This window comes from Lachnospira rogosae (ex Hitch et al. 2025) (assembly GCF_040096455.1).
GTDB lineage: Bacteria > Bacillota > Clostridia > Lachnospirales > Lachnospiraceae > Lachnospira > Lachnospira rogosae.
This window is the reverse complement of record NZ_JBBMER010000001.1, coordinates 24840-51404: the sequence shown is the minus strand read 5'-3', so window position 1 is coordinate 51404 and position 26565 is coordinate 24840. Positions and strand designations below refer to the sequence as shown.

At 37.4% G+C, this 26565-nt stretch carries 19 protein-coding genes; 2 read left to right on the top strand and 17 right to left on the bottom strand.

Annotated features, from left to right (window positions below):
- Positions 1-66: 66 nt before the first annotated feature.
- Positions 67-3627: a pyruvate:ferredoxin (flavodoxin) oxidoreductase gene (gene nifJ / locus WMO14_RS00200; protein ID WP_022501378.1), complete on the bottom strand. Its 3561-nt coding sequence runs from the start codon at positions 3625-3627 to the stop codon at positions 67-69.
- Between the two features lie 280 nt (positions 3628-3907).
- On the opposite strand from nifJ, the gene WMO14_RS00195 reads away from it, so the two are divergent.
- Positions 3908-5353 carry an immunoglobulin-like domain-containing protein gene (locus WMO14_RS00195; RefSeq protein ID WP_349153076.1) on the top strand — a complete coding sequence of 482 codons (1446 nt, stop codon included), beginning with the start codon at positions 3908-3910 and terminating at the stop codon, positions 5351-5353.
- A gap of 191 nt (positions 5354-5544) precedes the next feature.
- On the opposite strand, the gene WMO14_RS00190 is transcribed toward WMO14_RS00195, so the two are convergent.
- A complete protein-coding gene (locus WMO14_RS00190) occupies positions 5545-6438 on the bottom strand; it encodes an NAD(P)/FAD-dependent oxidoreductase (protein WP_349153075.1) in 894 nt (297 codons plus the stop codon).
- 247 nt (positions 6439-6685) lie between these two features.
- Positions 6686-8443 (bottom strand): ammonium transporter, encoded by a 1758-nt coding sequence (locus WMO14_RS00185; protein WP_022501381.1) that lies wholly within the window; start codon positions 8441-8443, stop codon positions 6686-6688.
- 433 nt (positions 8444-8876) lie between these two features.
- Between WMO14_RS00185 and WMO14_RS00180 the strand changes: the two genes are divergently transcribed.
- Positions 8877-9704, top strand: coding sequence for a helix-turn-helix domain-containing protein (locus WMO14_RS00180; protein ID WP_349153074.1), 828 nt, complete (start codon positions 8877-8879; stop codon positions 9702-9704).
- Positions 9705-9816: 112 nt separating this feature from the next.
- Here WMO14_RS00180 and hemW read toward each other — a convergent pair whose 3' ends face one another.
- The 14 genes from hemW to mraZ all read right to left on the bottom strand — a co-directional run bounded on the left by hemW (position 9817) and on the right by mraZ (position 26306).
- Positions 9817-11052 (bottom strand): radical SAM family heme chaperone HemW, encoded by a 1236-nt coding sequence (gene hemW, locus WMO14_RS00175; protein ID WP_349153073.1) that lies wholly within the window; start codon positions 11050-11052, stop codon positions 9817-9819.
- Positions 11042-12856 carry a translation elongation factor 4 gene (lepA, locus tag WMO14_RS00170; RefSeq protein WP_022501384.1) on the bottom strand — a complete coding sequence of 605 codons (1815 nt, stop codon included), beginning with the start codon at positions 12854-12856 and terminating at the stop codon, positions 11042-11044. Before lepA ends, hemW begins: the two co-directional genes overlap by 11 nt.
- Positions 12843-13649 (bottom strand): N-acetylmuramoyl-L-alanine amidase family protein, encoded by an 807-nt coding sequence (locus WMO14_RS00165; protein ID WP_022501385.1) that lies wholly within the window; start codon positions 13647-13649, stop codon positions 12843-12845. Before WMO14_RS00165 ends, lepA begins: the two co-directional genes overlap by 14 nt.
- Before the next feature lie 66 nt (positions 13650-13715).
- On the bottom strand, positions 13716-14456 hold the full coding sequence (gene sigE / locus WMO14_RS00160) for an RNA polymerase sporulation sigma factor SigE (RefSeq protein ID WP_055175005.1): 741 nt from the start codon (positions 14454-14456) through the stop codon (positions 13716-13718).
- Positions 14457-14591: 135 nt separating this feature from the next.
- Positions 14592-15449 carry a sigma-E processing peptidase SpoIIGA gene (locus WMO14_RS00155; protein WP_278320117.1) on the bottom strand — a complete coding sequence of 286 codons (858 nt, stop codon included), beginning with the start codon at positions 15447-15449 and terminating at the stop codon, positions 14592-14594.
- Between the two features lie 414 nt (positions 15450-15863).
- On the bottom strand, positions 15864-17066 hold the full coding sequence (ftsZ, locus tag WMO14_RS00150; protein ID WP_022501388.1) for a cell division protein FtsZ: 1203 nt from the start codon (positions 17064-17066) through the stop codon (positions 15864-15866).
- A gap of 152 nt (positions 17067-17218) precedes the next feature.
- Positions 17219-17941: a cell division protein FtsQ/DivIB gene (locus WMO14_RS00145; protein ID WP_055174357.1), complete on the bottom strand. Its 723-nt coding sequence runs from the start codon at positions 17939-17941 to the stop codon at positions 17219-17221.
- A 2-nt stretch (positions 17942-17943) separates the two neighbouring features.
- On the bottom strand, positions 17944-19101 hold the full coding sequence (locus WMO14_RS00140; protein ID WP_055174356.1) for an FtsW/RodA/SpoVE family cell cycle protein: 1158 nt from the start codon (positions 19099-19101) through the stop codon (positions 17944-17946).
- Between the two features lie 2 nt (positions 19102-19103).
- Positions 19104-20456 (bottom strand): UDP-N-acetylmuramoyl-L-alanine--D-glutamate ligase, encoded by a 1353-nt coding sequence (gene murD / locus WMO14_RS00135; RefSeq protein ID WP_022501391.1) that lies wholly within the window; start codon positions 20454-20456, stop codon positions 19104-19106.
- Between the two features lie 120 nt (positions 20457-20576).
- The gene (locus tag WMO14_RS00130; protein WP_349153072.1) at positions 20577-22334 is read right to left on the bottom strand and encodes a peptidoglycan D,D-transpeptidase FtsI family protein; all 1758 of its coding nucleotides are present in this window, start codon (positions 22332-22334) and stop codon (positions 20577-20579) included.
- An 83-nt stretch (positions 22335-22417) separates the two neighbouring features.
- A complete protein-coding gene (locus WMO14_RS00125) occupies positions 22418-24328 on the bottom strand; it encodes a peptidoglycan D,D-transpeptidase FtsI family protein (RefSeq protein WP_055174354.1) in 1911 nt (636 codons plus the stop codon).
- Between the two features lie 33 nt (positions 24329-24361).
- A complete protein-coding gene (locus WMO14_RS00120) occupies positions 24362-24880 on the bottom strand; it encodes a septum formation initiator family protein (RefSeq protein WP_022501394.1) in 519 nt (172 codons plus the stop codon).
- Positions 24881-24896: 16 nt separating this feature from the next.
- Positions 24897-25832 carry a 16S rRNA (cytosine(1402)-N(4))-methyltransferase RsmH gene (rsmH, locus tag WMO14_RS00115; RefSeq protein WP_349153071.1) on the bottom strand — a complete coding sequence of 312 codons (936 nt, stop codon included), beginning with the start codon at positions 25830-25832 and terminating at the stop codon, positions 24897-24899.
- 36 nt (positions 25833-25868) lie between these two features.
- Entirely contained in the window at positions 25869-26306 is a 438-nt protein-coding gene (mraZ, locus tag WMO14_RS00110) for a division/cell wall cluster transcriptional repressor MraZ (RefSeq protein WP_022501396.1), read from the bottom strand.
- Positions 26307-26565 lie beyond the last annotated feature (259 nt).

Genomic DNA, 26565 nt, shown 5'->3' with positions numbered 1-26565 from the left:
GGGTTCATAACCATAATATCCGGATAATTATCTGTAAAGATAATTACTCAGGTATTTAATTTACAATTACTTGTATAAATCAACAAGCTTGAGTAAATGCTGATATCTCTCATTAGCAACTTCCTCAGACTTAGCAAAGAGTCTTTCTGCTCTTTCTGGGAATGGCTTAACAAGACGTGTATAACGTGCCTCATTGTTAAGGAAATCCTGATATGAGCCATCGCCTTCCTTAGATGTTAATGTGAATGGATTCTTTCCTTCAGCCTTTAATGCAGGGTTGAATGAGAAGAGATTCCAATATCCAGCCTTAACAGCCTTCTTCATTTCATCCTGGCAGTGGTTCATACCACCCTTAGCGATACCGTGAAGTTCGCAAGGAGCATAACCAATGATTAATGATGGTCCGTTGTAGCTTTCAGCTTCTTCGATAGCCTTTAATGCCTGTGCTGGGTTAGCACCAAGAGCAATCTGTGCTACATATACATAGCCATAGCTCATAGCGATTTCAGCAAGTGACTTCTTGCCGATTTCCTTACCAGCTGCAGCGAACTGGCAAACTTCACCGATGTTAGAAGCCTTAGAAGCCTGTCCACCTGTATTAGAATACATTTCTGTATCGAATACCATAACATTTACATTCTCACCTGAAGCAAGTACATGGTCAAGACCACCGAAACCGATATCGTAAGCCCAACCATCACCACCGAAGATCCATACAGATTTCTTAGCAAGGTAATCCTTCTTAGCAAGTACTTCTGGAGCTGTTGGGCATCCATCTGCTGCTGCCTTTTCAAGTTCTGCAATAAGAGCTTCTGTAGCTGGTGTGTTTGCCTTAGTATCATTCTTTGTCTCAAGGTACTTAGCTGCTGCTGCCTTAAAGCTGTCTGTTGCCTTATCAGATGCAGCCATTTCTTCGATCTTGGCAATAGCCTGGTCACGAAGAACCTTCTGTCCAAGATACATACCAAAACCATGTTCTGCGTTATCCTCGAATAATGAGTTAGCCCATGCTGGTCCCTTTAATGTATCCTTGTTTACTGTATATGGTGATGTTGCAGCTGGACCACCCCAGATTGAAGAACAACCTGTAGCGTTAGAAATATACATCTGCTCACCAAATAACTGTGTAATTAATCTAGCATAAGATGTTTCTGCACAACCTGCACAGCTTCCTGAGAACTCAAGGAGTGGCTGGTTATACTGAGAACCGATTGGTGTATTTACTAATGCTGGCTTAATATCCTTCTTACCTACGTTAGCTACAAGATAATCGAATACTGGCTGCTCTTCTGCCTGTGATTCCTGTGGAACCATCTTAAGAGCTTCTCCAGCCTTAGGACATACAGTAACACATTCGCCACATCCCATACAATCTAATGGAGATACTGACATTGTGTACTTCATTGTTGTGTCTGTTGCATGCTTAGAATCAGCAAGCTTAATCTGTGAAGGAGCTTCTGCCTGTTCCTTAGCATCAAGAATGAATGGTCTGATAGTAGCATGTGAACATACGAATGCACAGCTGTTACACTGAACACAGCTTGCTGGATCCCACTCAGGAACCATAACGGCTGTTCCTCTCTTCTCGTATGCTGAAGCACCTGTCTCAAACTGACCATCTGCAATATCCTTAAATGCAGATACTGGAAGGCTGTCACCATCCATCTTTCCGATAGGATCAAGAAGTTCGTTAACCATCTTAACTGTAGCAGGACGTCCTGTTCTTTCAACTGGCTTCTTATCATCAACTGCTGTTGCCCAGTCTGCTGGTACTTCTACCTTATGTACTGCATCAACACCTGCATCGATAGCCTTATAGTTCATCTCAACTACTGCATCACCCTTCTTGCTGTATGACTTCTTAGCAGCTGCCTTCATATATTCAACAGCTTCATCAATAGGCATTACGTTAGCAAGCTTGAAGAATGCTGACTGTAAGATTGTGTTAGTTCTCTTACCCATACCGATTTCAATAGCTTTATCAATAGCGTTGATTGTGTAAAGCTGGATATTATTCTTAGCAATATACTGCTTAGCTTCTGCTGGCATATGCTGATTAAGTTCTTCATCTGACCACTGGCAGTTAATCATAAAGATTCCGCCTGGCTTAACATCCTGAACCATCTTATAACCCTTAACAACATATGAAGGATTATGACATGCTACGAAGTCAGCCTGATTGATATAGTATGGACTTCTGATTGGGTTATCACCAAATCTTAAGTGGCTGATTGTAATACCACCTGTCTTCTTAGAGTCATACTGGAAGTATGCCTGAATATACTTATCTGTATGGTCACCGATGATCTTAGTAGAGTTCTTGTTAGCACCTACTGTACCATCACCACCAAGACCCCAGAACTTACATTCTACTGTACCAGGAGCTGAAGTAATAGGAGCTGGCTTAACCTCTGGAAGTGAAAGGTTAGTAACATCATCAACAATACCGATTGTGAATCTGTTCTTTGGCTCATCCTTCTCTAATTCCTTATATACAGCGAATACTGATGAAGGAGGAGTATCCTTTGAACCTAAACCATAACGTCCACCAACTAATGTGATATCGTTAAGACCTGCTTCACGAAGTGTTGTAGCAACATCAAGGTAAAGTGGCTCACCAAGTGATCCTGGTTCCTTAGTTCTGTCAAGAACAGCAACCTTCTTAGCTGTCTTAGGAAGAACCTTTAAGAGTGCCTTAGATGACCATGGACGGTAAAGTCTTACTTTAACAAGACCAACCTTCTCACCCTTAGCTGTTAAGTAATCAATAACTTCTTCTGCAACGTCGTTGATAGAACCCATAGCTACGATAACTCTGTCTGCATCAGGTGCACCATAGTAGTTAAATAAGTCGTAGTTAGTACCAAGCTTCTCGTTAACCTTCTTCATGTACTTTTCTACTACTTCTGGAAGTTCATCATATACTGTGTTACATGCTTCACGATGCTGGAAGAATACATCTCCGTTTTCATGTGAACCACGCATAGCTGGCTTGTTAGGGTTAAGTGCATGAGCACGGAACTCTTCAACCTTGTCCATTGGGCACATTTCCTTAAGATCTTCGTAATCCCACTTTTCAATCTTCTGAATCTCGTGTGATGTACGGAAACCATCAAAGAAGTTGATGAATGGAACCTTGCCATCAATAGCTGCAAGATGTGCAACTGGGCTTAAGTCCATAACTTCCTGTGGGTTTGTCTCAGCAAGCATAGCAAAACCTGTCTGACGACATGCATAAACATCACTATGATCACCGAAAATGTTAAGTGACTGTGTAGCAACTGTACGAGCTGATACATCAAATACACAAGGAAGCTGTTCAGCAGCAATCTTATACATATTAGGAATCATAAGTAAAAGACCCTGTGAAGCTGTGAATGTTGTTGTAAGAGCACCTGCTGCAAGTGAACCATGTACTGTACCAGCAGCACCTGCTTCAGACTGCATCTCTGTTACCTTTACTGTGTTACCAAAAATATTCTTTCTTCCTGCTGCTGACCACTGGTCAACAACATCCGCCATTGGGCTGGAAGGAGTGATAGGATAGATACCAGCTACTTCTGTAAATGCATACGCAACATGAGCAGCGGCTGTATTACCATCCATTGACTGTTTTTCTCTAGCCATTGTTATATAACCTCCTAAATCGAAATATGAGATAATAATCTCTCTATATATGTATATTAGTATTATTCGACAAAAAAGTAAAGCCATTATCTAAAATCTATTGTACCTATTTTTGTAATATTTGATTATTCAGAATGCAAAAGTATTTTTACTATATTATTAAAATATATCCCAAAAAAATCTTTTTAAAAATTTAATATTTTTTCAAAAAAGTGTTAATTTTTTCTATAAAAAGGAATATAATGCTCTAGTTAGAATAATAAGTCAGGAGATAACACCTATGATTACAAAAGAACTTAAGAACAAAAAGCTTATAATAGTAATTACTTCTGTTGTAGTTGTACTATTGCTTCTTGTAATTTTATTTTTTTCCTTATTTAACATCAATATCATTGTAAATGGAAAAGAGAACGAAACAATAGAATATGGTGATACATATACAGAGGAAGGAGCTTCAGCTTCGTATAATACACTTTCTTTTAAGAATAAATCTGTTGATGTATCAATAAGCGGCGAAGTAGACTGCTCTAAACTCGGAACATACCATATACATTACAAAGCTAAGAAAGGCTTTCTTTCATCGACTAAGACAAGAGAAGTTAAAGTCGTTGATACAGCTGCTCCCGTGATAGAACTTAACACAGTTGAGGGATATTACCCTAAGACAGGTGAAGCTTATAAGGAAGAAGGTTTTACAGCCACTGACAATTATGATGGTGATATTACCGATAAGGTTACACGCCACGAAAAGGACAATGTCGTTACTTACACTGTCAGCGACTCCTCTGGCAATAAGACAACTGTTACAAGAACTGTTGAATATAATGACGGAATTGCTCCTTCACTCACACTCAATGGTGACAGCCATGTAACAATTAAAGCCGGAACTAAATACAAAGATACCGGTGCTGCTGCCACAGATTCCCACGGCAATGACATTTCTGACAGCATAACAGTATCTGGTGAAGTCAAGAATTACCGTTCTGGTGACTATACTTTAACATATACAGCTACTGACAAATTTGGCAACACCAACTCAATTGGCAGAACTGTAACTGTTGAAGCCGTAAAGCAGGCTGACTCTGCCGCTGTCAATCCCGGTTCAAAGGTTGTATACCTTACATTCGACGATGGTCCTGGTGCTTACACACAGCAGCTTCTTGACGTGCTTGCCAAATATAACATAAAAGTTACATTTTTTGTAACCAATGTAAACAGCGGATATCAGAATATGATTGCGAAGGAAGCCGCTGCAGGACATACAGTTGCAATACACAGTGCTTCCCATAATTACCAGCAGATCTATTCAAGTGTTGGTGCTTATTTTGATGATTTGAACGAAATGTCGGATATTATATATTCGCAGACTGGAAGCCGTCCAACATTAGTACGTTTCCCAGGTGGAAGTTCTAATTCTGTCAGCAAGAAATACTGCAAAGGAATTATGACAGAACTTGCAAAAGATGTTACTGACCAAGGCTATAAATACTATGACTGGAACGTATCAAGCGGCGATGCCGGTGGAACAACAAGCACAAGTGAGGTATACCAGAATGTAATCAATGGTATCCAGAGCCATAATGTATCCGTTGTATTACAGCACGATATTAAGAGCTTCAGCGTTGATGCAGTTGAGAGCATAATCCAGTGGGGACTTGCTAACGGATACACATTCCTTCCTTTGACAACATCAAGCCCTGATGTACACCACGGAATTAATAATTAATGAGCAGCAATCAATAATATGAACCCAAAATAATATCAATCAGTATTTAATATTAGAACAAAAAACTATGTATTACATCATCTATTCCAGTTAGTTAAAATCTCTTACTTTAACTAACTGGCAGGACTTAGGTCAGTCTTATCCAATCCTGATGTAATACATAGTTTTTTTATTTTATATCTTTCCTTATTTCACTGCCTGTTAAGAGCTGCAAGATAGCCAACAGCTGAGAGTGCCGCCACATTTCCTTCTCCTGCCGCTTTAACATACTGGTAAGGTACTCCTGTTATATCACCAGCCGCATATAAACCTTTTATATTAGACGCCATACTTTTATCTGTAATTACTTTGTTATCTTCTATCTTAATTCCTGGAACTAACTGGGCTGGCTTCATCGACTCCCTTAATACAAATATTCCGTCTGCCGCAAGTTCTCTGTCCTCCATAATAAGAACCATTTTATCCTCCCTACGCTCAATTGACAGCGGTTTTCCTTTAATAATATCAATATTATCTTTTAATGAATCTTTGCCTGCCTGTAATGTATTTATATCTTTATCCTTATTATAAAGAGGCATATAATACACCTTCTTAGCCGTCTGTGCAAGAAACTCTGCTTCGCTTAAAGCCTCCTCATTAAATCCTATAACTATCGCTTCTCTTTCTTTATATAAAGCGGCATCACAGGTAGCACAATAGCTTACACCACGTCCAAGATTTTCATATTCACCTGCATATGGCTTTGTAACATCTACACCTGTTGCAAGTATAACTGTAAGTGCCTCATAATTATTCTTTTTGCCCTGTATATGAAAATATTTTCCCATTGCATACACTGCATTCACCATATCTTCTGTTATATCTATTGAAAGACTTTTAAGGTGATTGTTAAATGCCTGTGACAGTTCCTTACCTGTAACATCAATAAAACCAGGATAATTCTTTATTGTATGTGCCTTTGACACTTTATCACTAATCTTGTTATTACCTATAAGGAGTATTTTCCTGCCTCTTATCTTAGCAGTTATTGCCGCTGACACACCCGCTGGACCTGTTCCTATTATAGCTATATCATATCTTTCCATATCTTAATTCCTTTCCTGCCTTTTATGTTTAATTACATTATTATTAACAAAATGCTTAATATACCAAACATTACTTAATCGTTTTGTCTTTTAATATATTATAGACATACTAACGCATATTATAATAATTGTAAAATCAAAAAAGATGCAGACACATTTTATTGATATCGCACTGCCACTTAACAGCAGTCATATCCAAAATGTGTCTACATCTTTATGGGTAATATTAAATCAAATTTATTGGGAATTAGTCATCTTCGCCCTGAAGTGCATCGTATCCTGTTTCACCTGTACGAACCTTTACTACATTTTCCACATCATATACGAATATCTTACCATCACCGATATGACCTGTGTAAAGCACCTTTCTTGCGGCATTGATAACATCCATTACAGGAACTTTGGAAATAACCATTTCAACCTGTACCTTAGGAAGAAGCTGCATTTCCATCTGAACTCCACGGTAATACTCTGGAGCACCCTTCTGAGCGCCACAGCCAAGTACCTGCGTAACTGTCATACCAGTTACTCCGATGTCGTTCATAGCCTTCTTTAACTTTTCGAAACGCTCCTGCTTCATAAGGATTTCTACCTTAGTAATCTTATTCTCATCTGGAATATCAGATGTCTTAATCATAGCTGGAACTGAATTTTCCATACTTTCTGAACCAACTGATACAACATCTTCATATGTTATATCTGGCATACCTGCTGTACCAAGTTCAAATCCTGCATATGCACTTGTAAGTCCGTGCTCACATATATCAAGACCCTTTATTTCCTCTTCCTCTGTAGCTCTAAGTCCAATTGTTGCCTTGATTACAAAGAATACGATTGTCATACATACAGCAGCCCATGCTGCTACTGATACAAAACCTAATAACTGAAGTCCAAGCTGTGTAAATCCGCCACCGTAGAATAAACCTTCTGCCTTAATCGCACCACTCTCAATAGCAATTGCATAACCAGGGGCTTTGCTTGTAGCAAATAAACCAACTGCGATTGTGCCCCATATACCATTCATCATATGAACAGCTACTGCACCAACCGGATCATCAATGTGAAGCTTATAATCAAGAAGCCATACACCAAATACCACCAAAAGACCTGCTACAATACCTATTACTATTGCACCTGCTGCATCTGTTACATCACAAGAAGCTGTAATAGCTACAAGTCCTGCAAGTGAAGCATTAAGACACATTGAAACATCCGGCTTACCATACTTAATCCATGTAAATACCATACAAGTTACCGTTGCAATTGCTGGTGAAACTGTTGTTGTAAGGAATACCGAACCTAAATCCTCAATTGTTGTACAAGCTGCACCATTAAATCCATACCAGCCAAACCATAATATAAATACACCAAGTGCACCAAGTGGAATACTATGTCCTGGGAAAGCATTAACCTTAACTACCTTACCATTTTCATCTTTAACAAATTTACCAATACGAGGTCCTAATATCTTAGCACCTATAATAGCTGATATACCACCAACCATATGTATACAGCAGGAACCTGCGAAATCATGGAAGCCTAACTGTGCTAACCAGCCGCCGCCCCATATCCAGTGTGCTTCAATAGGATATACAAGTGCTGATATAACACCTGAATATACACAATATGAAAGGAACTTTGTTCTCTCTGCCATAGCTCCTGATACAATAGTAGCTGTTGTTGCACAGAATACTAAATTAAATACGAAACTTGAAAAATTGAAATTATCATATGCTGTAAAAATATCAAATCCAGGTTTTCCAATAAAACCTAATAAATCTTCACCTAATAATAAACTGAAACCTATTACTATGAATACTACTGTTCCTATACAGAAGTCCATAAGGTTCTTCATAATAATGTTACCTGCGTTCTTAGCTCTGGTAAAACCAGTCTCAACCATTGCAAATCCTGCCTGCATCCAGAATACTAATGCAGCACCTATAAGAAACCATATACCAAATGTCTGGTCGCTTATCAAGCTTGTTAATTCTTCTATTGCCATATTCGTTTCCTCCCTGTTCGCGCCGGCACATAATATTTATTTATGTACCCTTGACAAATACTTTTTATTGTGGTTGATGAAGTTGATCAGGTTTCATCTGGTATCATAACAGTTGTTACTAAACGGCTGCTTTATTCCTATAGTTAAATAAAACAAAAAAAGACGTGTAACCATATATAATGGATACACGCCTTTGTGCAATCAACTGTTTGATTTATGTGTTTAATTATACATATCTTTCCAAATAAGTATTGAAAAAATCGGACATATTATTGACTTTTTTAATATTTGTTTTATTATTATTTTATAAATGTAATCAACTATACTACTTATCAACATTATTTTAATGTATATAATATCAGAAGTGAAATGACTTTGACACTGATATTATAATAATACCAATTAATGCAATTATAAAATCAGGAGGGTACTTATGAAAGACCATTTACACCAGCCATTATTATTTAATCCAGCAATATATAACAGCTCAGATGGTAAACAGCACATCAATTACAAATATATAACCATGCCACAGACTATGCTTGTATACGCCATAGACAACACCACCGGCTCTGCAAGTAGGAAAGTATCCACTCTTATTCCATGCTCTAGTGCAGAATGGATAATAGGATATAATAAGAATAACAGCCGTTCTTCCTTCTACTGTATTGGACCAGTAAGCAGACGTTTTGACTATACTTTTGGAGATTTTGATTATTATTTTGGAATTCGTTTTGCGGATAAGGGCTGTTATTTTGCACCATCCGTTGATGACAGCGTGCTTCCAGCTTCAATTGCCAATCAGGTATTTGAATACGAACCTGCCACAGAGTCTTTTGAATACAGACTTATATCTGAATTAATCCAAGCCAAAGATTTTGACGGACAACTTGAAGCTTTAATATGTTTCCTTAATGTCAGCAAGAAATATATAGCTGTCCCTGACAATATCATACATATGGCTAATGAGATAAAGAAAGCTTCCGGCAATATTCATATATCTGATTTATCCGAAATGTCAGGGTACTCTGAACGGCACATTAACAGATTATTCAAATCGGCATATGGTGCAGGTCCTAAAGATTACTGCAAGAATATCAGATTTCAGAAAATCATATCTGATATTATAAATGACCCATACAAAGAAAACAGCGATTATATTGCCAATGCCGGATATTCTGACCAGGCACATTTCCAGAGGGAATTCAAGGCTTACACAGGCATTACACCTAGAACTTTTATTAAGGAATTAACCGCATAATATATTATATAACTATACTGTCAATTAAATTACCTGACTGAATTTTTCAGAGTTATAAAATATGCGTGGTGTTTACCGCCATCCAGACGATAAGCACCACGCATATTTATTTCTACACAAAATCAGACATAACAGTATTGCTTATATCTATGCCTCTGTCTGTAAGTGCTATTCTTGTACCATTCTGCCACAAAAGACCTTTTGCTATATTATCTTTTATCTGCTCTTTATATACACTGTATATATCTTTTCCAAATATATCTTTAAAATCGCATATATCAATCCCAGCAGACTTTCTTAAACCAAGAAACATATATTCAGCCATCTCATCTTCCAGCGTGAGAACCTCTATATTTTCTTTAAGGTCCTGACAGTTATTATTTATTTCTAAAGAATTCTTAAGAGTCTCTTGGATATTCTTAATATTTTCCACAATACACTCTTTATTGCTTTCTTTATTATCAGCATATTCCACACATAATGCCTTAATATAATTATTAATATCTCTGATGTTAGTATACCTTTTATGATTACATAATGAAGCTGCACCAATTCCAAAACCGATATAATCAGTTCTATCCCAATATTTAAGATTATGCTTACATTCATAACCTGCCTTGGCATAATTGGATATTTCGTATCTTTCATAACCTGCCTGACCTAATATCTCTTTAGTAAGTGCATACATTTTCCTGTCGTCATCATCATCAGGCATATCCGGATAATTGTCTATGTTATCATACAGCCTTGTGCCTTCTTCTATTATAAGACTGTATACAGATATATGCTCTGTATTAAGTGATACAGCCTCCTTTAGCACTCTGGTAAAGCTTTCTATGGTCTGACCCGGAAGTGCTGACATAAGGTCTATATTGATATTAGTAAAGCCTGCATTCCTTGCTATGGCAAGGCTGTTCTTAAACTGTTCAAATGTATGAATTCTTCCAAGCATACGAAGCTCTTTATCATCAGTGCTCTGCAATCCAAAGCTTATTCTGTTAATCCCAGCTTCCCTGTAAATGTATGCTTTTTCACTATTTATTGTACCTGGATTACATTCTATTGTTATCTCTGCATTGCCATCAACACGATATCTTTGCTTTACAGCCTCTAATATATCTTTAATATATTCAGCATTTATTGCTGACGGAGTTCCACCACCGATAAATATTGAAGTTACATTTTTATCAAGACCAGCCTCACTTAATGCTATCTCATTAATTAAAGCTTTAACATAACTGCTTTTCGTCTTATCATCTGCTGGTGCAGATAAGAAATCACAATATATACATTTTTGCATACAAAAGGGGATATGTATATATATCCCCAGTTCGTTATTATTCTTCATCTAACTTTAATACACTCATAAATGCTTTCTGTGGTATCTCTACGTTACCAATCTGACGCATTCTCTTCTTTCCTTCCTTCTGCTTTTCAAGAAGCTTCTTCTTACGGGAAATATCACCACCGTAACACTTGGCAAGTACATCCTTACGAAGTGCCTTAACAGTTTCCCTTGCTATAACCCTGCTTCCGATGGCCGCCTGAATAGGAATCTCAAACTGCTGTCTAGGAATTTCCTGCTTAAGCTTCTCGCACATCTTTCTTCCACGTTCCTCCGCACTTCCTGCAAATACAATAAATGAAAGTGCATCCACTTCTTCCTTGTTGATAAGAATATCAAGCTTAACAAGGTTAGACCTCTCATATCCCTTCATTTCATAGTCAAATGAAGCGTAACCTCTTGAGCGTGACTTTAACGCATCAAAGAAGTCATATATTATCTCATTAAGCGGAAGGTCATACTTAAGCAGTGCTCTTGTCTGTTCTATATATTCCATACCGTTGTATACACCACGGCGTTCCTGGCAAAGTTTCATAATAGGTCCAACAAATTCGGTTGTAACCATAATCTCAGCACTTACCATAGGTTCTTCCATATAGTCTATCTCTGATGGATCAGGCATATTAGACGGATTAGTAAGGTCTATAACTTCACCATTAGTCTTATGGACTTTATATATAACACCCGGTGCTGTTGTTACAAGGTCAAGGTTATATTCTCTTTCAAGTCTTTCCTGTATAATCTCAAGATGTAAAAGTCCTAAGAAACCACATCTGAAACCAAAGCCAAGTGCTATAGATGTCTCTGGCTCAAACTGGAGTGAAGCATCATTAAGCTGAAGCTTCTCCAATGCTTCTCTTAGATCCTGATATTTTGCACCGTCTGCTGGATACAGACCACAGTACACCATAGGGTTGACCTTCTTATAACCTGGAAGCGGCTCTGATACAGGTCTGTCATTATCTGTAACAGTATCACCAACTCTCGTATCCTGAACATTTTTAATACTTGCTGTAATATATCCAACCATACCTGCACTTAATTCATCGCAAGGTATGAACTGACCAGCTCCGAAGTAACCTACCTCAACTACTTCTTCTACTGCTCCGGTTGCCATCATTCTTATCTTAGTACCCTTCTTTACAGTACCCTCTACTATTCTTACAAATATAATAACACCCTTATATGCATCGTATAATGAGTCAAATATAAGTGCAGATAAAGGATTAGCTGCATCACCTGTAGGTGCTGGTATTTTCTTTACTATCTGTTCAAGAACTTCCTCGATATTAATGCCATTTTTCGCTGAAATTAACGGAGCGTCCTGAGCCTCTATTCCAATAATATCCTCAATCTCATCTTTGACTCTGTCTGGTTCTGCACTTGGAAGATCAATCTTATTAATAACAGGAAATACCTCTAAGTCGTGGTCAAGTGCAAGATATACATTGGCAAGTGTCTGTGCCTCTATGCCCTGTGCCGCATCTACTACAAGTACAGCACCATCACAAGCCGCAAGTGCCCTTGATACCTCATAGTTAAAGTCAACGTGACCTGGAGTATCAATAAGATTAAATATATATTCTTCGCCGTCCTGGGCCCTGTATACAGTTCTTACTGTCTGTGACTTTATTGTAATTCCTCTCTCCCTCTCGATATCCATATTATCAAGAACCTGCTCCTGCATTTCCCTGCTTGTAAGGAGTCCTGTCTTTTCTATAATTCTGTCGGCAAGAGTTGACTTGCCGTGGTCAATATGTGCTATAATACAAAAATTTCTTATGTTCTTCTGATTAATTACTGCCATTCGTATAACCTGCCTGTTCTAAGTATTTCATAATTCCATCAGCTATAAGCTTAGCTGTATTGTCTATATCTGTTGTTACAAGTTTATTATCCTTACTGCTGTACATATTGCCTAACTCTATTATACAGCTCGCTACTTTGCTGTGCTGGTTCAGGTAATAATCTTTGCTCTTATTATCAGGAGTACCCGTATTCACTCCCGATAAGCTTACATCTACTCCATTTAACTCTTCCATAATATCACTCGCAAGGCTTTTAGAGTTAGATGGGGAAGAGGTATGAATCCACGCACTTATTCCCTTACTGCTTCCTGACTTATCAGTAATATCCCTATGAAATGACACAAGTGCCGCTGCTTTGGCGTTATTGCATATCTCTATACGCTTGGTATAATCCACCGATGTATCAGTTGTTCTTGTCATAACAACTGTAACGCCAGCACTTTCAAGCTCATTCTTAACGCTGTCAGCTAAAGATAACATCTGTGTCTTTTCATAGTTAGTTCCGTCGTACTGTCCTGTATCACTTCCACCGTGAGGAGCATCTATACACACTATTGCCTTAGACGACCAGTTAATTGTCTTATTATTACTTTCTTTGTTATTATCCTCATTGTTCTGCAAAAGCCCATCATCAGTTACCTCATCTGATGTTGTCTTTCCTATATTCATAATTGACCTTATAGAAGCTCCACAGTCAATATATAACATTACGGCAAATATTAATATAGCTGCTAATGAAGCCACTCCGAATATTCTGTCCCACTTAAATGATGTATTATTCTTATTATTCATTTTTATCTCTCCAATCCATACCCTTTCTATTTTCTTAGAATACAAGCGGATTGTCAAGTAAAATGTTTAACAGCTTCTCACCATTTCTCTTTTTAATCTCTTTATAATCTTCTTTTCAAGTCTTGATATATATGACTGCGATATTCCAAGCATATCAGCGACCTCTTTTTGTGTCTTTTCCTCTCCATCTTTATCACTAAGACCATATCTTAAATCGACTATAATTCTCTCCCTCTCAGACAAATTGCCAATCGCCCTCTTTAATGCTTTCATCTCAACCTCATTTTCAAGGTCTTTATAACACACATCATCTTCAGTTCCAAGAATATCAGATAACAAAAGTTCATTGCCATCCCAGTCAACATTGAGTGGTTCATCAATTGACACCTCTGCTTTTACCTTGCTATTTCTTCTAAGATACATAAGAATTTCATTCTCTATACATCTTGAAGCATAAGTTGCAAGCTTTATATTCTTATCCCTGTCATATGAATTAATTGCCTTTATAAGACCTATTGTGCCAATTGATATAAGGTCCTCTACTCCAACACCTGTATTATCAAATTTCTTGGCTATGTATACAACAAGTCTTAAGTTATGTTCTATAAGCATTTTCTTAGCATAATCGTCATTATCAGTCTTTAACATTGCCAGCACATTTTTCTCCTCCTCAATATCAAGCGGTGCTGGCAGCACCTCTGTACCTCCTATATAATGAACTTCTCTTGTCCCCATCATATAAAAATTCTTAATAGAAGGTACCACCTTAAGCTGAAAACGATCTGCAACTGCCACTTTAATCACTATCTTACTCCTCTTTTCTACGGTGCTTTCTTTTGTCTTTACAGGAATACGAAAGCACCGCCGACATACCCTGTTTATTATTGCATCATATGTCCCGTGACGCTTTTGGGGTGCATATGATGAGCATCTTTGTGCTCATTATTGCATCATATGTCCATTAATAAGTGCCTGATATTCCCCTGCCTGTGATACGCATACCTCTGACAATCCTATAAGCACATTTTTATAAGCTTTCGTCTTAACATCATTGGATATGTATATGTAATCCGCTGTAATTACCTCTATCATTCCTGTGTCCATACCTACACTCCTGTATGGAATAAGATGATATCTTATTCTGCTGTAATCATTTATCTTAGAAAGAACCTTGTCAAAACATTTCTTATCCATAACATTTACTGGTTTATTACAATAATAATCACTAAGCTGGTTTCCAGTGTCTATCATTCCCTTTAATGTAATACGTTCGTCCCCAATAACCACTGTTACTACATATATCTGCATTTTTCTATTGAGCTTCTCTTTGCTTCGTACCAGTATGATGAGCATAAGATACGCCACGACTGCATATATAACCAACTGCCTGTTGTTTATCATTATATTCTTTATTACAAAGCCAACATATGTATAGTACACGAGTAAATGTATCGCACCGCCAAGAAATACTGCTATGCCAATCATTACCGCTACGCCTTTTAACAAGTCCTTTATATAACTCCTTATAGCAAACCAATTAATCTTTCCTGAACTTCCCTTGATAATATTTAATGGACTATTAATTATCATAAGCATTAATCCAGTGATGATTAAATATGTGCACCAATTAACGAAAAGCCTATATTCATCCGGAATACATATTGCAATGACTGACCATATTGCCCCCAAAGTGGAAGAAAGCAGCAGACGGGGCAGCGATGTATGATAATGCATTATTTTGTTTACCATAACCATAACAATCAAATCCATACAATAATTAATTCCAAATAATACATCAATGTATATTACAATTCACTCTCACCTCCATTGCACAATCAGGTATACCCTGCATAATAGTTTACAGAAAATGCTTTCCTGCAACGAAAATAAGTATACATAACTTAATATGCAAAATTTGTCAAAAGCACAGAGTCACATTAATTTTCTAATATAATTCGCTATGAAATAAAAAAGAATGTGTGAAACACATTCTCGCACCGAGCACGGTCGCTTGCGACAAAATACATCTTCGTGCGAGTGTGCATCATCGGCATATAGTGCCTTTTATGTAATAGGGGATTCTATTGGAATTTCCTATTACATAAAAAAGGAACGCCGAAGCGTTCCTTAATATCAATATTTCATTAACAATAATATAAGACCAATAAATATATGAACCGACAACCTATCTGTCAGATTAAATGATTATATTAATTACTTTCTGTTCTTCTGAAGGAAAGTAGGTATTGTAATACCATTAGACTTCACATTGCTTGTAACAGGGGCTGGCTGCTTAAGTCCTGGAAGTGGTGTCTGAGACTGTGCACCTGTCATACCGCCTGCTGGCTGAACTGGTGTCTGTGGAGCCTGATATGTATATGCTGGCTTTACTGCTGGTTTAACAGTCTGTCCAACTCCCTGTGTTGCCTGTGCCTTAGGTGAGAACTTCGCCATTGCAGTATTGACATTCACATCTTCAATACCTGTAGCAATTACAGTTATTGTTACGCTGTCTGTAGCTGTCTCATCATATATAGCACCAAAGATGATATTGGCATTATCACCTGCAAGTTCCTGAACATAGCTTGCAGCCTCATCTGCTTCAACAAGGCTCATATCACCAGATACGTTGATAATAACGTGTGTAGCACCCTCGATTGTTGTCTCAAGAAGTGGGCTTGTAACAGCCTGCTTAACAGCTTCAATAGCCTTATCATCACCTGTAGCATTACCGATACCGATATGTGCGATACCCTTGTCTGACATAACTGTCTTAACATCTGCAAAGTCAAGGTTGATAAGACCTGGTACATTAATAAGGTCTGTAATACCCTGTACTGCCTGCTGTAATACCTCATCAGCCTTCTTTAAGGCATCTGGCATAGTTGTTCTTCTGTCTACTATCTGAAGAAGCTTGTCATTAGGAATTACAATAAGTGTATCCACGTTCTCCTTAAGCTTCTCAATACCCGATTCTGCATTAGTCATTCTTGTTCTTGCCTCAAATCTGAAAGGCTTAGTAACAACACCAACTGTAAGGATACCCATCTGTTTAGAAATCTTAGCAACAACCGGAGCTGCACCTGTACCAGTTCCGCCGCCCATTCCGCAAGTAACGAATACCATATCCGCACCTTTGATAGCTTCTGTTAATTCTTCAACATTCTCTTCTGCCGCCTTCTCACCAATCTCAGGCTGGGCTCCTGCACCAAGTCCCTTAGTAAGCTTCTCACCTATCTGAATAGCTGTTGGAGCTTTACAGAACTGTAATGCCTGGCTATCTGTATTAATACCAATAAATTCTACCCCGCTTATATTCTCATCTATCATTCTATTAACAGCATTATTACCTGCTCCACCTACGCCGATGACTATAATTCTTGCTGATGAATCTGATTCGTTAATTATTTCTACCAAGGTTGTTGCCTCCTTTAATCAATCCTTATACATTTATCTATAATGATATAATTTTTCGCAATAAATATCAACTGATTTTTTCATTTTATTTCACTAAAAATTGAACTTTAAAGCGTACAATTCTGAATATTTACACATCATTTTAGTGTGTTTTAATTATATTCATCTTTTTTGAATATTATAGATGAACTGTCTTTTGTATAATCCTGCATATACAAAGAACCTTTAAGCCCTGCAAATTTGGTTTTCATCTGTTTTAACTCAAAAAGCTTGTCCGTATAATCATCACTCTTTCCAAGGTATACCTTAACCTCGTCTATATACAATATTACATTGTCCGATGAGTCAAAATATACTTTTGAAACATCAAGATTATACTTATCAAAGCTCTGTGTCAGATCAAGTATGTGCCTGAACACTTCATCATCTCCGACTTCAAGCTTGGAATCAAGCACTATTGAATTAAACTTAAGACCTATTATCTCAGGAACTTTTTCAAAAGTTTCTGTTGAACTTTCAACAACAATACCATCTTTGTCAAAATACATATTACAGCCCATATAACGTATATAACCAATAACTGCCTTTTCATAGACTGTTATGTACATACCTCTTGGCCACTGTATTTCAACATCATATTTCTGAATGAAAGGTATTGTCTTTTTCTTATTGCCAAACAGTGTATACAATACAGTGTTTGGTGTGTCATTTCCAAATATTCTGCTTGTCATTTCTTCATTAGAATAATGGGAATTACCCACATATGTTATCTTATCAGTTCTAAATCCAAAATAGACAGCCGCACACGCAGCTATCAGGGCTGCCACAATAATAGATATTATGAACAGCCTTTTTTTCTTTCTAGCCTTTGCCATAACTATCTCTCTAACCTAATCTGACTACTTATATTAAACACAATTCCTAACTCTGCCAGCAGGAACAGACTCGCCGTGCCTCCATAGCTTATAAATGGAAGTGTTACGCCTGTATTAGGAAATACATTGGTTACAACGGCAATATTAACTATTACCTGAATTGCTATATGGGCGAATATTCCAACTGCAAGAAGTGAACCGAACAAATCTGGTGAGTTCTGTGATATATATATAATTCTCCAGAGCATTATTATAAAAAGCATAATAACGCACGCAGCACCAAACAGTCCTAACTCCTCACATATTATTGAAAATATCATATCATTCTGCGACTCTGGTATGAAGCCTAACTTCTGCATACTCTTTCCAAGTCCCTTACCAAAAAGTCCGCCAGAACCTATGGCATAAAGCCCCTGCATAGTCTGATAGCCTTTTCCGTCTATGTACTTTTCAGGGTCTACCCATACTAAAAGTCTTGTAAAACGGAACTTCTTAAACTGGACTCCATTTTCAACAGCCTGCTTAAGCCACTGCCTGCCTGCTATATAGCCTGCCATTATAATTCCGATAATTCCGCCGTGAACCCAGTAATTAGGATATACAACAAATGTCATAACAAACACAATTCCACATACTATGATTGCACTACTTAAGTTAGATGTAATTCCAAAAAGCATAGCCGCCGGAATTACTGCACAGCCCAAAAATATTTTCGCTATCTGTGACAGTTTTTTAATCTTTGTTCCTGACGCACACATCTTAGCCGCCGCCATAATAATAACACTTATCTTAACAAGCTCTGCTGGCTGAAAGCTTATCGGACCAATATATATCCATCTTTTAGCACCGTGGCTTTCACGTCCAAATGGAATAACTGCTAACACCATTAAAAGTGATATAACAAATATCCACGGAGCGGCCTTTTTTAAAATATGGTAATCTACAAATCTTGCTATAAAAAACATACACGCAAAACCTAACAGGTCAAATATAAGCTGTCTTTTAAAATAGTATTCCGGATTGCCATAATTAATCTGCGCTGTGTAAGAACTTGTACTGTATATCATTGTAAGTCCGAAACCTACAATGAATATAAGCACAAACAAAAGACTGTAATCAAAATAGAATCCATTCTTTCTTTTTCTTCTTTTCTTTGCCATAATTAAAGCTCATTGACATATTGCTTGAACATGTCACCTCTCTGTTCATAATTATCAAACATTCCCCAGCTTGCACACGCTGGTGATAATAATACTGCATCACCTTTGTCTGCGCTGGCTGCACATATATCTACTACCTCTTTTAAATCATTAGCAAATACATAGTCCTTAAATCCGTATTTATCACAGGTCTGGGCTATTTTATTAGCAGTCTGGCCTATAAGAACAAGCTTCTTTACCTTGCCCTTGAAGGCTTTTACATACATATCAAATTCAGAGCCTTTATCATAACCACCACCTATTAATATAGTTGGTCTTACCATAGCCTCAATTGCTTTTACAGAAGCTTCCGGATTAGTTCCCTTGGAATCGTTGTAATACCATACATCATTCTTGGTAGCTACATATTCTATTCTGTGTTCTACAGCCTTGAACTTCTTTACCTGCTGTACAATTATGTCATCAGGTATGCCTGCTGCCTTAGTCATTGCTATAGCAGCACATACATTTTCATAGTTATGTGTTCCAAGAAGGTTCATATCGTGTACATTAAGCATAAGCTCATCTGTGGTGCCATCTGTATATCTTATATCATCTCCCTGAACATATGCACCAATCTCAGGCTTTCTCTTGCTTGAGAACCATACAACCTTAGCTGGACACTCACTTCCAAATCTGTATAATTCTTCGTCCTCCATATTAAGGACACACACATCATCCTTTGTCTGGTTCATAGAAATGTTTTCTTTAGTCTTGGAATAACATTCCATTGTATGATGTCTGTTAAGGTGGTCTGGTGTAATGTTAAGTATCGCACTTACAACCGGATGGAACTTGTGTATTGTTTCTAACTGGAAGCTGCTTATCTCTGCTACTGTATAAGAGTCATTACTTGTATTAAGCACTTCTCCCGTATATGAATTACCTATATTTCCAACAACAAATGTCTTCTCATTATAGGCTTTCACTATCTGTCCTACCAAAGCTGTAGTTGTTGTCTTGCCATTAGTACCTGTTATGGCAATTATTCTGCCTTTATCATAATTATATGCAAGTTCTATCTCGCCCCATACTGGAACTTCTGCTTTCTTAAACTGTTCAACAATAGGACTGTCAACCGGAACGCCCGGACTTATTACAAGAAGGTCGACCTGATTAGTTATATCCTCTGGCAGCTTTCCAATAATAATCTCTGCTTTATTGCCTTTAAGTTTCTTTGATATATCTTCCCTTGAAAGCTTTTCGTTACCGTCATATATAATACAGTCTGCACCAGCTTTGTTAAGAAGGTCTATAGCACCGATTCCACTTATTCCAGTACCAACTACCATTACCTTTTTATTATTTAATTCCATAATGTTCCTCCATTACCACGCATATAATACGTTTTTTAAACAACTGTCTTTATTTTACTCTACACCTATCCATCTGTAAAGCGGATAAACACTGTTTTAACGCTTTATTAACGCATTTTCTTACTTGTTATTAAGGTACGGAAGTATATTTTCATATAACTCTCTTATGACCGGTGCTGCAATTGTACCGCCATAATATACCCCTTCTGGCTCATCAATAAGACACATAGCAATAACCTGTGGATTTTCCACACTTGAAAATCCTATAAATGAAGCGATATACTTTCCAGAGCCTCTCGGAAGCTTCTGTGATGTTGCTGTCTTTCCACCTATTGAAAAGCCCTCTATATATGCATTCTTTCCACCGCCTTCCTCAACTACCTGCCTTAATATGTCCCTCATAGTATCACTTGTTGATTTGTCAATTGTGCTCTCAGTTGTAGAATAATAGAACTCATTATAAGTCTGCCCCGAACCATCACTTGTCTTAACTGCAAAATGAGGTGTAACAAGGTTACCACCATTGACAATTGCTGCCGCCGCACGAAGCATCTGGATAGGTGTTATCTGAAATGACTGTCCGAATGACATTGTTGCAAGCTCTACTTCACCAACGTTTTCTTTATTGTGGATAATCGTTGAAGCCTCACCAGCAATATCTATTCCAGTCTTAGACAAAAGTCCAAGCTTGCCGCAGTAATTATAGAAATTATCAACACCTACCCTTCTTCCCCATTCAATAAATGCAGGGTTGCAGGAATTCATAACTGTATGTGTAAAATCCTGTGTTCCATGGCCCGTTGTCTTATGACACCTTATGCGCCTGTCACCAACAAGCGTTGAACCTGAACAGGTATAGGAGTCACTTAAACTTACAACTTTGGTTTCAAGTGCTGCTGTTGCAGTTACCATTTTAAACACTGAACCTGGCTCATAAGTATCATTAATGCAGAAATTTCTCCACATATTATTAAGAAGATCCATTTTATTGCCTGAGCTGCCGTCATCTTCCACCTCGTAATTAAGTACATACGGCTCATTAAGATTATATTCAGGCACGTTGACCATTGCATACAACTCTCCATTATTAGGATTCATAACTATTATTGACACCCGCTTAGCATTTTTCTTTGCAAGCGTTGTATATGCTAACTGCTGGGCATATGACTGTATATTCATATCTATGCTTATATATAAATCCTGACCTCTCTGCGGCTCTAACCTTCCCTCTTTTGCATTTTTTATCTCTGTACCCCATGCATCGGTAAGTGTAAGTATCCTGCCATTATTGCCAGCAAGATATACATCATACTTAGCCTCAAGTCCGACTATTCCCTGATTATCACTTCCTGTAAAGCCAAGCACCTTGGAAGCAAGCGTATCATAAGGATAATATCTTTTATAATCCTCATCTACCTTAACTCCGTTTAAGCCGGCTTTCCTTATTACATCACCTGTATCCTTATCAACATTGGTCTTTATAGTTTCAATTGATGATACCTTTTCAACCTTTTTTCTTACAACTGCTTCATCCATGTCAAGATTGTCACAAAGCATTTTAATAACTTCTTCCGGCTTATCTATCTGGCTGTGAATAACGGATATTGTACACACAGTCGTATTGTCAGCAAGGACAACTCCATTAGTATCAAGAATTCTTCCGCGCATAGCCTTTATGGCTCTCTCCCTCTCGTGAAGCTCTGTTGCACGCACGCTGTAATATTCAGCCCTGACAGTCATTATATATCCAGCTCTTACTGTGAGCAGTGACATTATAAGCACAAGGCTTACTATAACCACAAGAAGCTTCTTTCTATGTCTTGTTCTTACAAAATAACCATATCTCTCATCTTCATTAAGCTTAATTCTTTCTGTCACTAATACAATAACCCCGAATAAACTTACTTATTATTATGAAAGTTTATTCAGGGTTATTCTTATACTTATTATTACTTAACAGCTTAATTAGATGAAGCTGTGCCTGCTGGTATCCCATCAACTGTTAATTCATCAGGACTTGAACTTGTATCCTCATATTCGTCTGAGGCATCCTTGTATACATTCATATATGGAAGAAGCTTTTCAAGTATATTGTGTGTAAGTGTAAGCACATCTGCTGAACTTCCTGATGTTCCTGTAGTTCCATATGGCTCATCAATAACTACATATATTGCAAACTTAGGATTTTCTGCTGGTGCGTGTCCTATAAATGATATAATCCACTTGTTATCCTTTCTATCACCCTTCTGGGCTGTTCCTGTCTTACCAGCAACTGAATATCCTGTAACGCCTGCTTTCTTGGCTGTTCCTTCTTCTACTGTATTCTTAAGATATCTTCTTAAAAGCTTTGATGTTGAAGCTGTAATTGTCTGTCTTACAAGATTAGCCTTATATTCCTTTACAACTTCACCATTGGCTGATTCAATTCTCTTTACAATATGTGGCTGGTAAAGCATACCACCATTAATAATCGAACAATATGCCGCCATCATCTGCATCATATTAACATTAATAGTCTGTCCAAATGAATTACAAGCCGCATCAATAGTTGTCATACGGTCACCATATACGATACCTGTTGTCTCACCTGGAAGATCTATTCCGGTTATCTTTCCAAATCCAAACAATGACTGGTAATATGCAAATCTGCTGTTACCCATCTCAAGTGCAAGATGAATCATATACGGGTTGCAGGAATTCATAAGTGCCTGCTCAACTGTAAGTGAACCATGTGAACCTATTGTACTGAACACATGACACTTTAATTTATAATCAGCTACAGTTTCAAATCCCTTGCATACATATGTATCACCATCCTTTACAACACCTTCCTCCAAAGCTGAGGCTACCGTTACTGGTTTAAATGTTGAACCTGGCTCATAACTTTCTGACACACAATAATTAGTCCATAAAGAATACAGGTTATTTCTGTATTCTTCATCAGACATATCTTTAATCTCCTCATCTGTATACATACCAGTTAATTTTCTTGGATCATTAAGATTAAAGGTTGGATAACTAGCCATTCCAAGTATCTCACCATTAGATGGGTCTGCCACTACTACTGCTGTATTCTTTGAAGGCTTTTCTTCATTATATTCTAATATGCATTTCTCAATAATCGACTGTACATTATAATCAAGTGTTGTAACTATATTATTGCCATCAACAGCATTTTTCTGAGTCTCTGTAACCTCAAGTCCCTCATCTACATAGCTATATGTTGTTCCATTGGTACCAGTTAATTCCTCATCATACTGGCTTTCAATTCCAAGTTCACCACCATTAGTGGCACTCGCAAATCCAACAACATCACTTGCAAATGTTCCAAGAGGATATTTTCTTATATAGCTGTCCTCAAACCATACACCTTTAATATTCTTTCCCTCAGTTGAATCTGCCATAAGATTTTTAAAATCTGCTATCTGATCTGTAGTAAGGTTTGATAAAAGCTTCTGATACCTGCTCTGTGAATTCTCACTCACCTTTTGCTCAAGCTCACTTCTGTTTAAATTAAAATATTTACAAAGAGCTGATAATGTAGGTTCTTTATATTCTCCGTCTGAAAGCATAAGCTTGACATCTAATATAAGATTATATACTCTCTCACTGTATGCAAGCACAGTTCCATCACCAGTTAATATCTGACCTCTCTTATAAGGTAGTTCTGTTGATGTATATGTCTGGTGATCTAACACTGCCTTCGCATATGTCTCTCCGTGTGTATAATTAATTCTGAATACCTGTCCACCTAATGCCATAAGAATTACTACTACCATTACAAGTGCAACCATTCCTTTGGTGTGAACACGTTTAAGCATAACTTTTTTTCTTCTGTACTTATTCTTTTTTAACTGTTCATCGCTTACCATAAGTACCTCTTATTATATTATTTTACCTGAATATTAATTGCTTTCAGGAACATCTTTATACTGCTTTACATATTCGCTCTCTTTAGAATCGTATGTAATAACCTGCTTCTTTTCTGGATACACCATTCCTAATTCATTAACTGCTGTATCATATATAGCATCATAATCTATGCTTGCATTAATATCTGACTCTAATACGTCATTATTCTCCTTTAATGTGCTAAGCTCGCTCTTTAACTCAGCTATCATATCTGAATTAGTCTTAGCTGCTGCCTGAACATTAAGGTACTGATAACATATAAAGAAGACAACTGCAGCAACACTCGCAACTGCAACTGTATACATAAGATTAATCTTATTATTGCGTCTTATCTGCTTCTGTCTCTGCCTTCTTATTTCTCTGTTGATTTCCTTCTGTGTCTGCTGGGATTCATCTGGGGTTTTAAGTGGTTCAGCGATATTTAATTGTCTTACCGCACTACCATATTCATACGGCACTTTGCTTACATTTCTTGAATTTCTTCTGTACTCTGCTCTACTTCTCTTTTCCACTTTACACTACCTCCCATTATACCCTTTCAAATACTCTTAACTTAGAACTCTTTGATCTGCTATTTTCATTAATCTCTTCATCTGTTGGAACTACAGGCTTTCTTGTAATCACCCTGCCCTTCGGTACTTTACCGCACACACACGCAGGAAAGCTTGGTGGACAGGTACAAGGATTCTCGTTATTCCTAAACCTTGTCTTTACTATTCTGTCTTCTAAAGAATGAAATGTTATTATACAAAGTCTTCCTTCTGGCTTAAGCCTGTCAATCATCATATCTATGGAATTCTCTAGCACTTCCAATTCTTTATTAAGTTCAATTCTTATAGCCTGATAAGTTCTCTTAGATGGATGTCCACCTGTCGCCCTTACCTTCATAGGTATAGCTGCCTTTATAATATCGTTAAGCTCAAATGTTGTCTCAATTGGCTTTTCCTGTCTTGCAGCCACTATATGCTTAGCTATATTCTTAGCAAACCTGTCCTCACCATAATCTCTTATTATTCTGTAAAGATCAAATTCGCTGTATTCATTAACAATATCTTTAGCTGTAATCTCCTGTCTTTGATCCATTCTCATATCAAGTGCTGTGTCCACATTATATGTAAACCCTCTGTCAGCCGCATCTAACTGATATGATGAAACACCCAGATCCAGCATAATTCCATCAACTTTATCTATTCCTAACTCATCAAGGACTTTGTCCATATTACAGTAATTATTTCTTACGATTGTAACCCTGTCCATATATGGTTCTAATCTCTTACTTGCTGCCTTTATGGCATCTTCGTCCTGATCTATTCCTATCAATCTTCCACCCTCGGAAAGTCTTTTAGCGATTTCGTATGAATGTCCGCCGCCGCCAAGAGTTCCGTCAACATATATGCCATCGGGTTTAATATTCAATTCATCTACCGTCTCATATAAAAGAACTGACTTATGCTTAAACTCCATACTAATCTCCTTTCCGCCTGCTATATCAGCAATTAATTATATGGTGAATCCCAGACTGTCCATATTCTCTGCGACCTCGTCCATATTGTCATCATAATTGCTTATACTGTCATTCCAGCTTTCTTTACTCCATATCTCTATCCTGCTTCCAACACCTACAAATACTACATCCTTCTGTAACGAAGCAAACTCTCTTAATACAGATGGTATAAGAATTCTTCCCTGCTTGTCTAATTCGACATCTGCTGCTCCTGCAAGAAAGAATCTTGTAAATGTTCTGGCATTCTTATTAGTAAGAGGCAGTGTCTTAAGCTTCTCCTCGAATCTCTGCCACTCTTCATTAGTGTATACAAATAAACAGTTATCAAGTCCCTTAGTGATAATAAAATTATCCCCAAGGCTTTCGCGGAACTTCGCAGGAACGATTATTCTGCCTTTGGCATCTATTGTATGTCCATATTCGCCCATAAACATAGCAATCGTTCCTCCTTTCCCCCACTTGTAACCACTTGCTACCACTTTTCTCCACTTTGAGAACAATTCTATACTGATTTTGTGCAAAATACAAGTGTTTTCCACTAATTTATAAAATTTTTTTAAACTTTTGCACTATATTATGCCCGTAAAATATACAATCATATGTATATACACATAAAAATAGTAATTTTAACACTCACACCATCTGATTGTATGTAATTAGTTGAGCTTTAGGAAAAGATATGTTAAAATACAG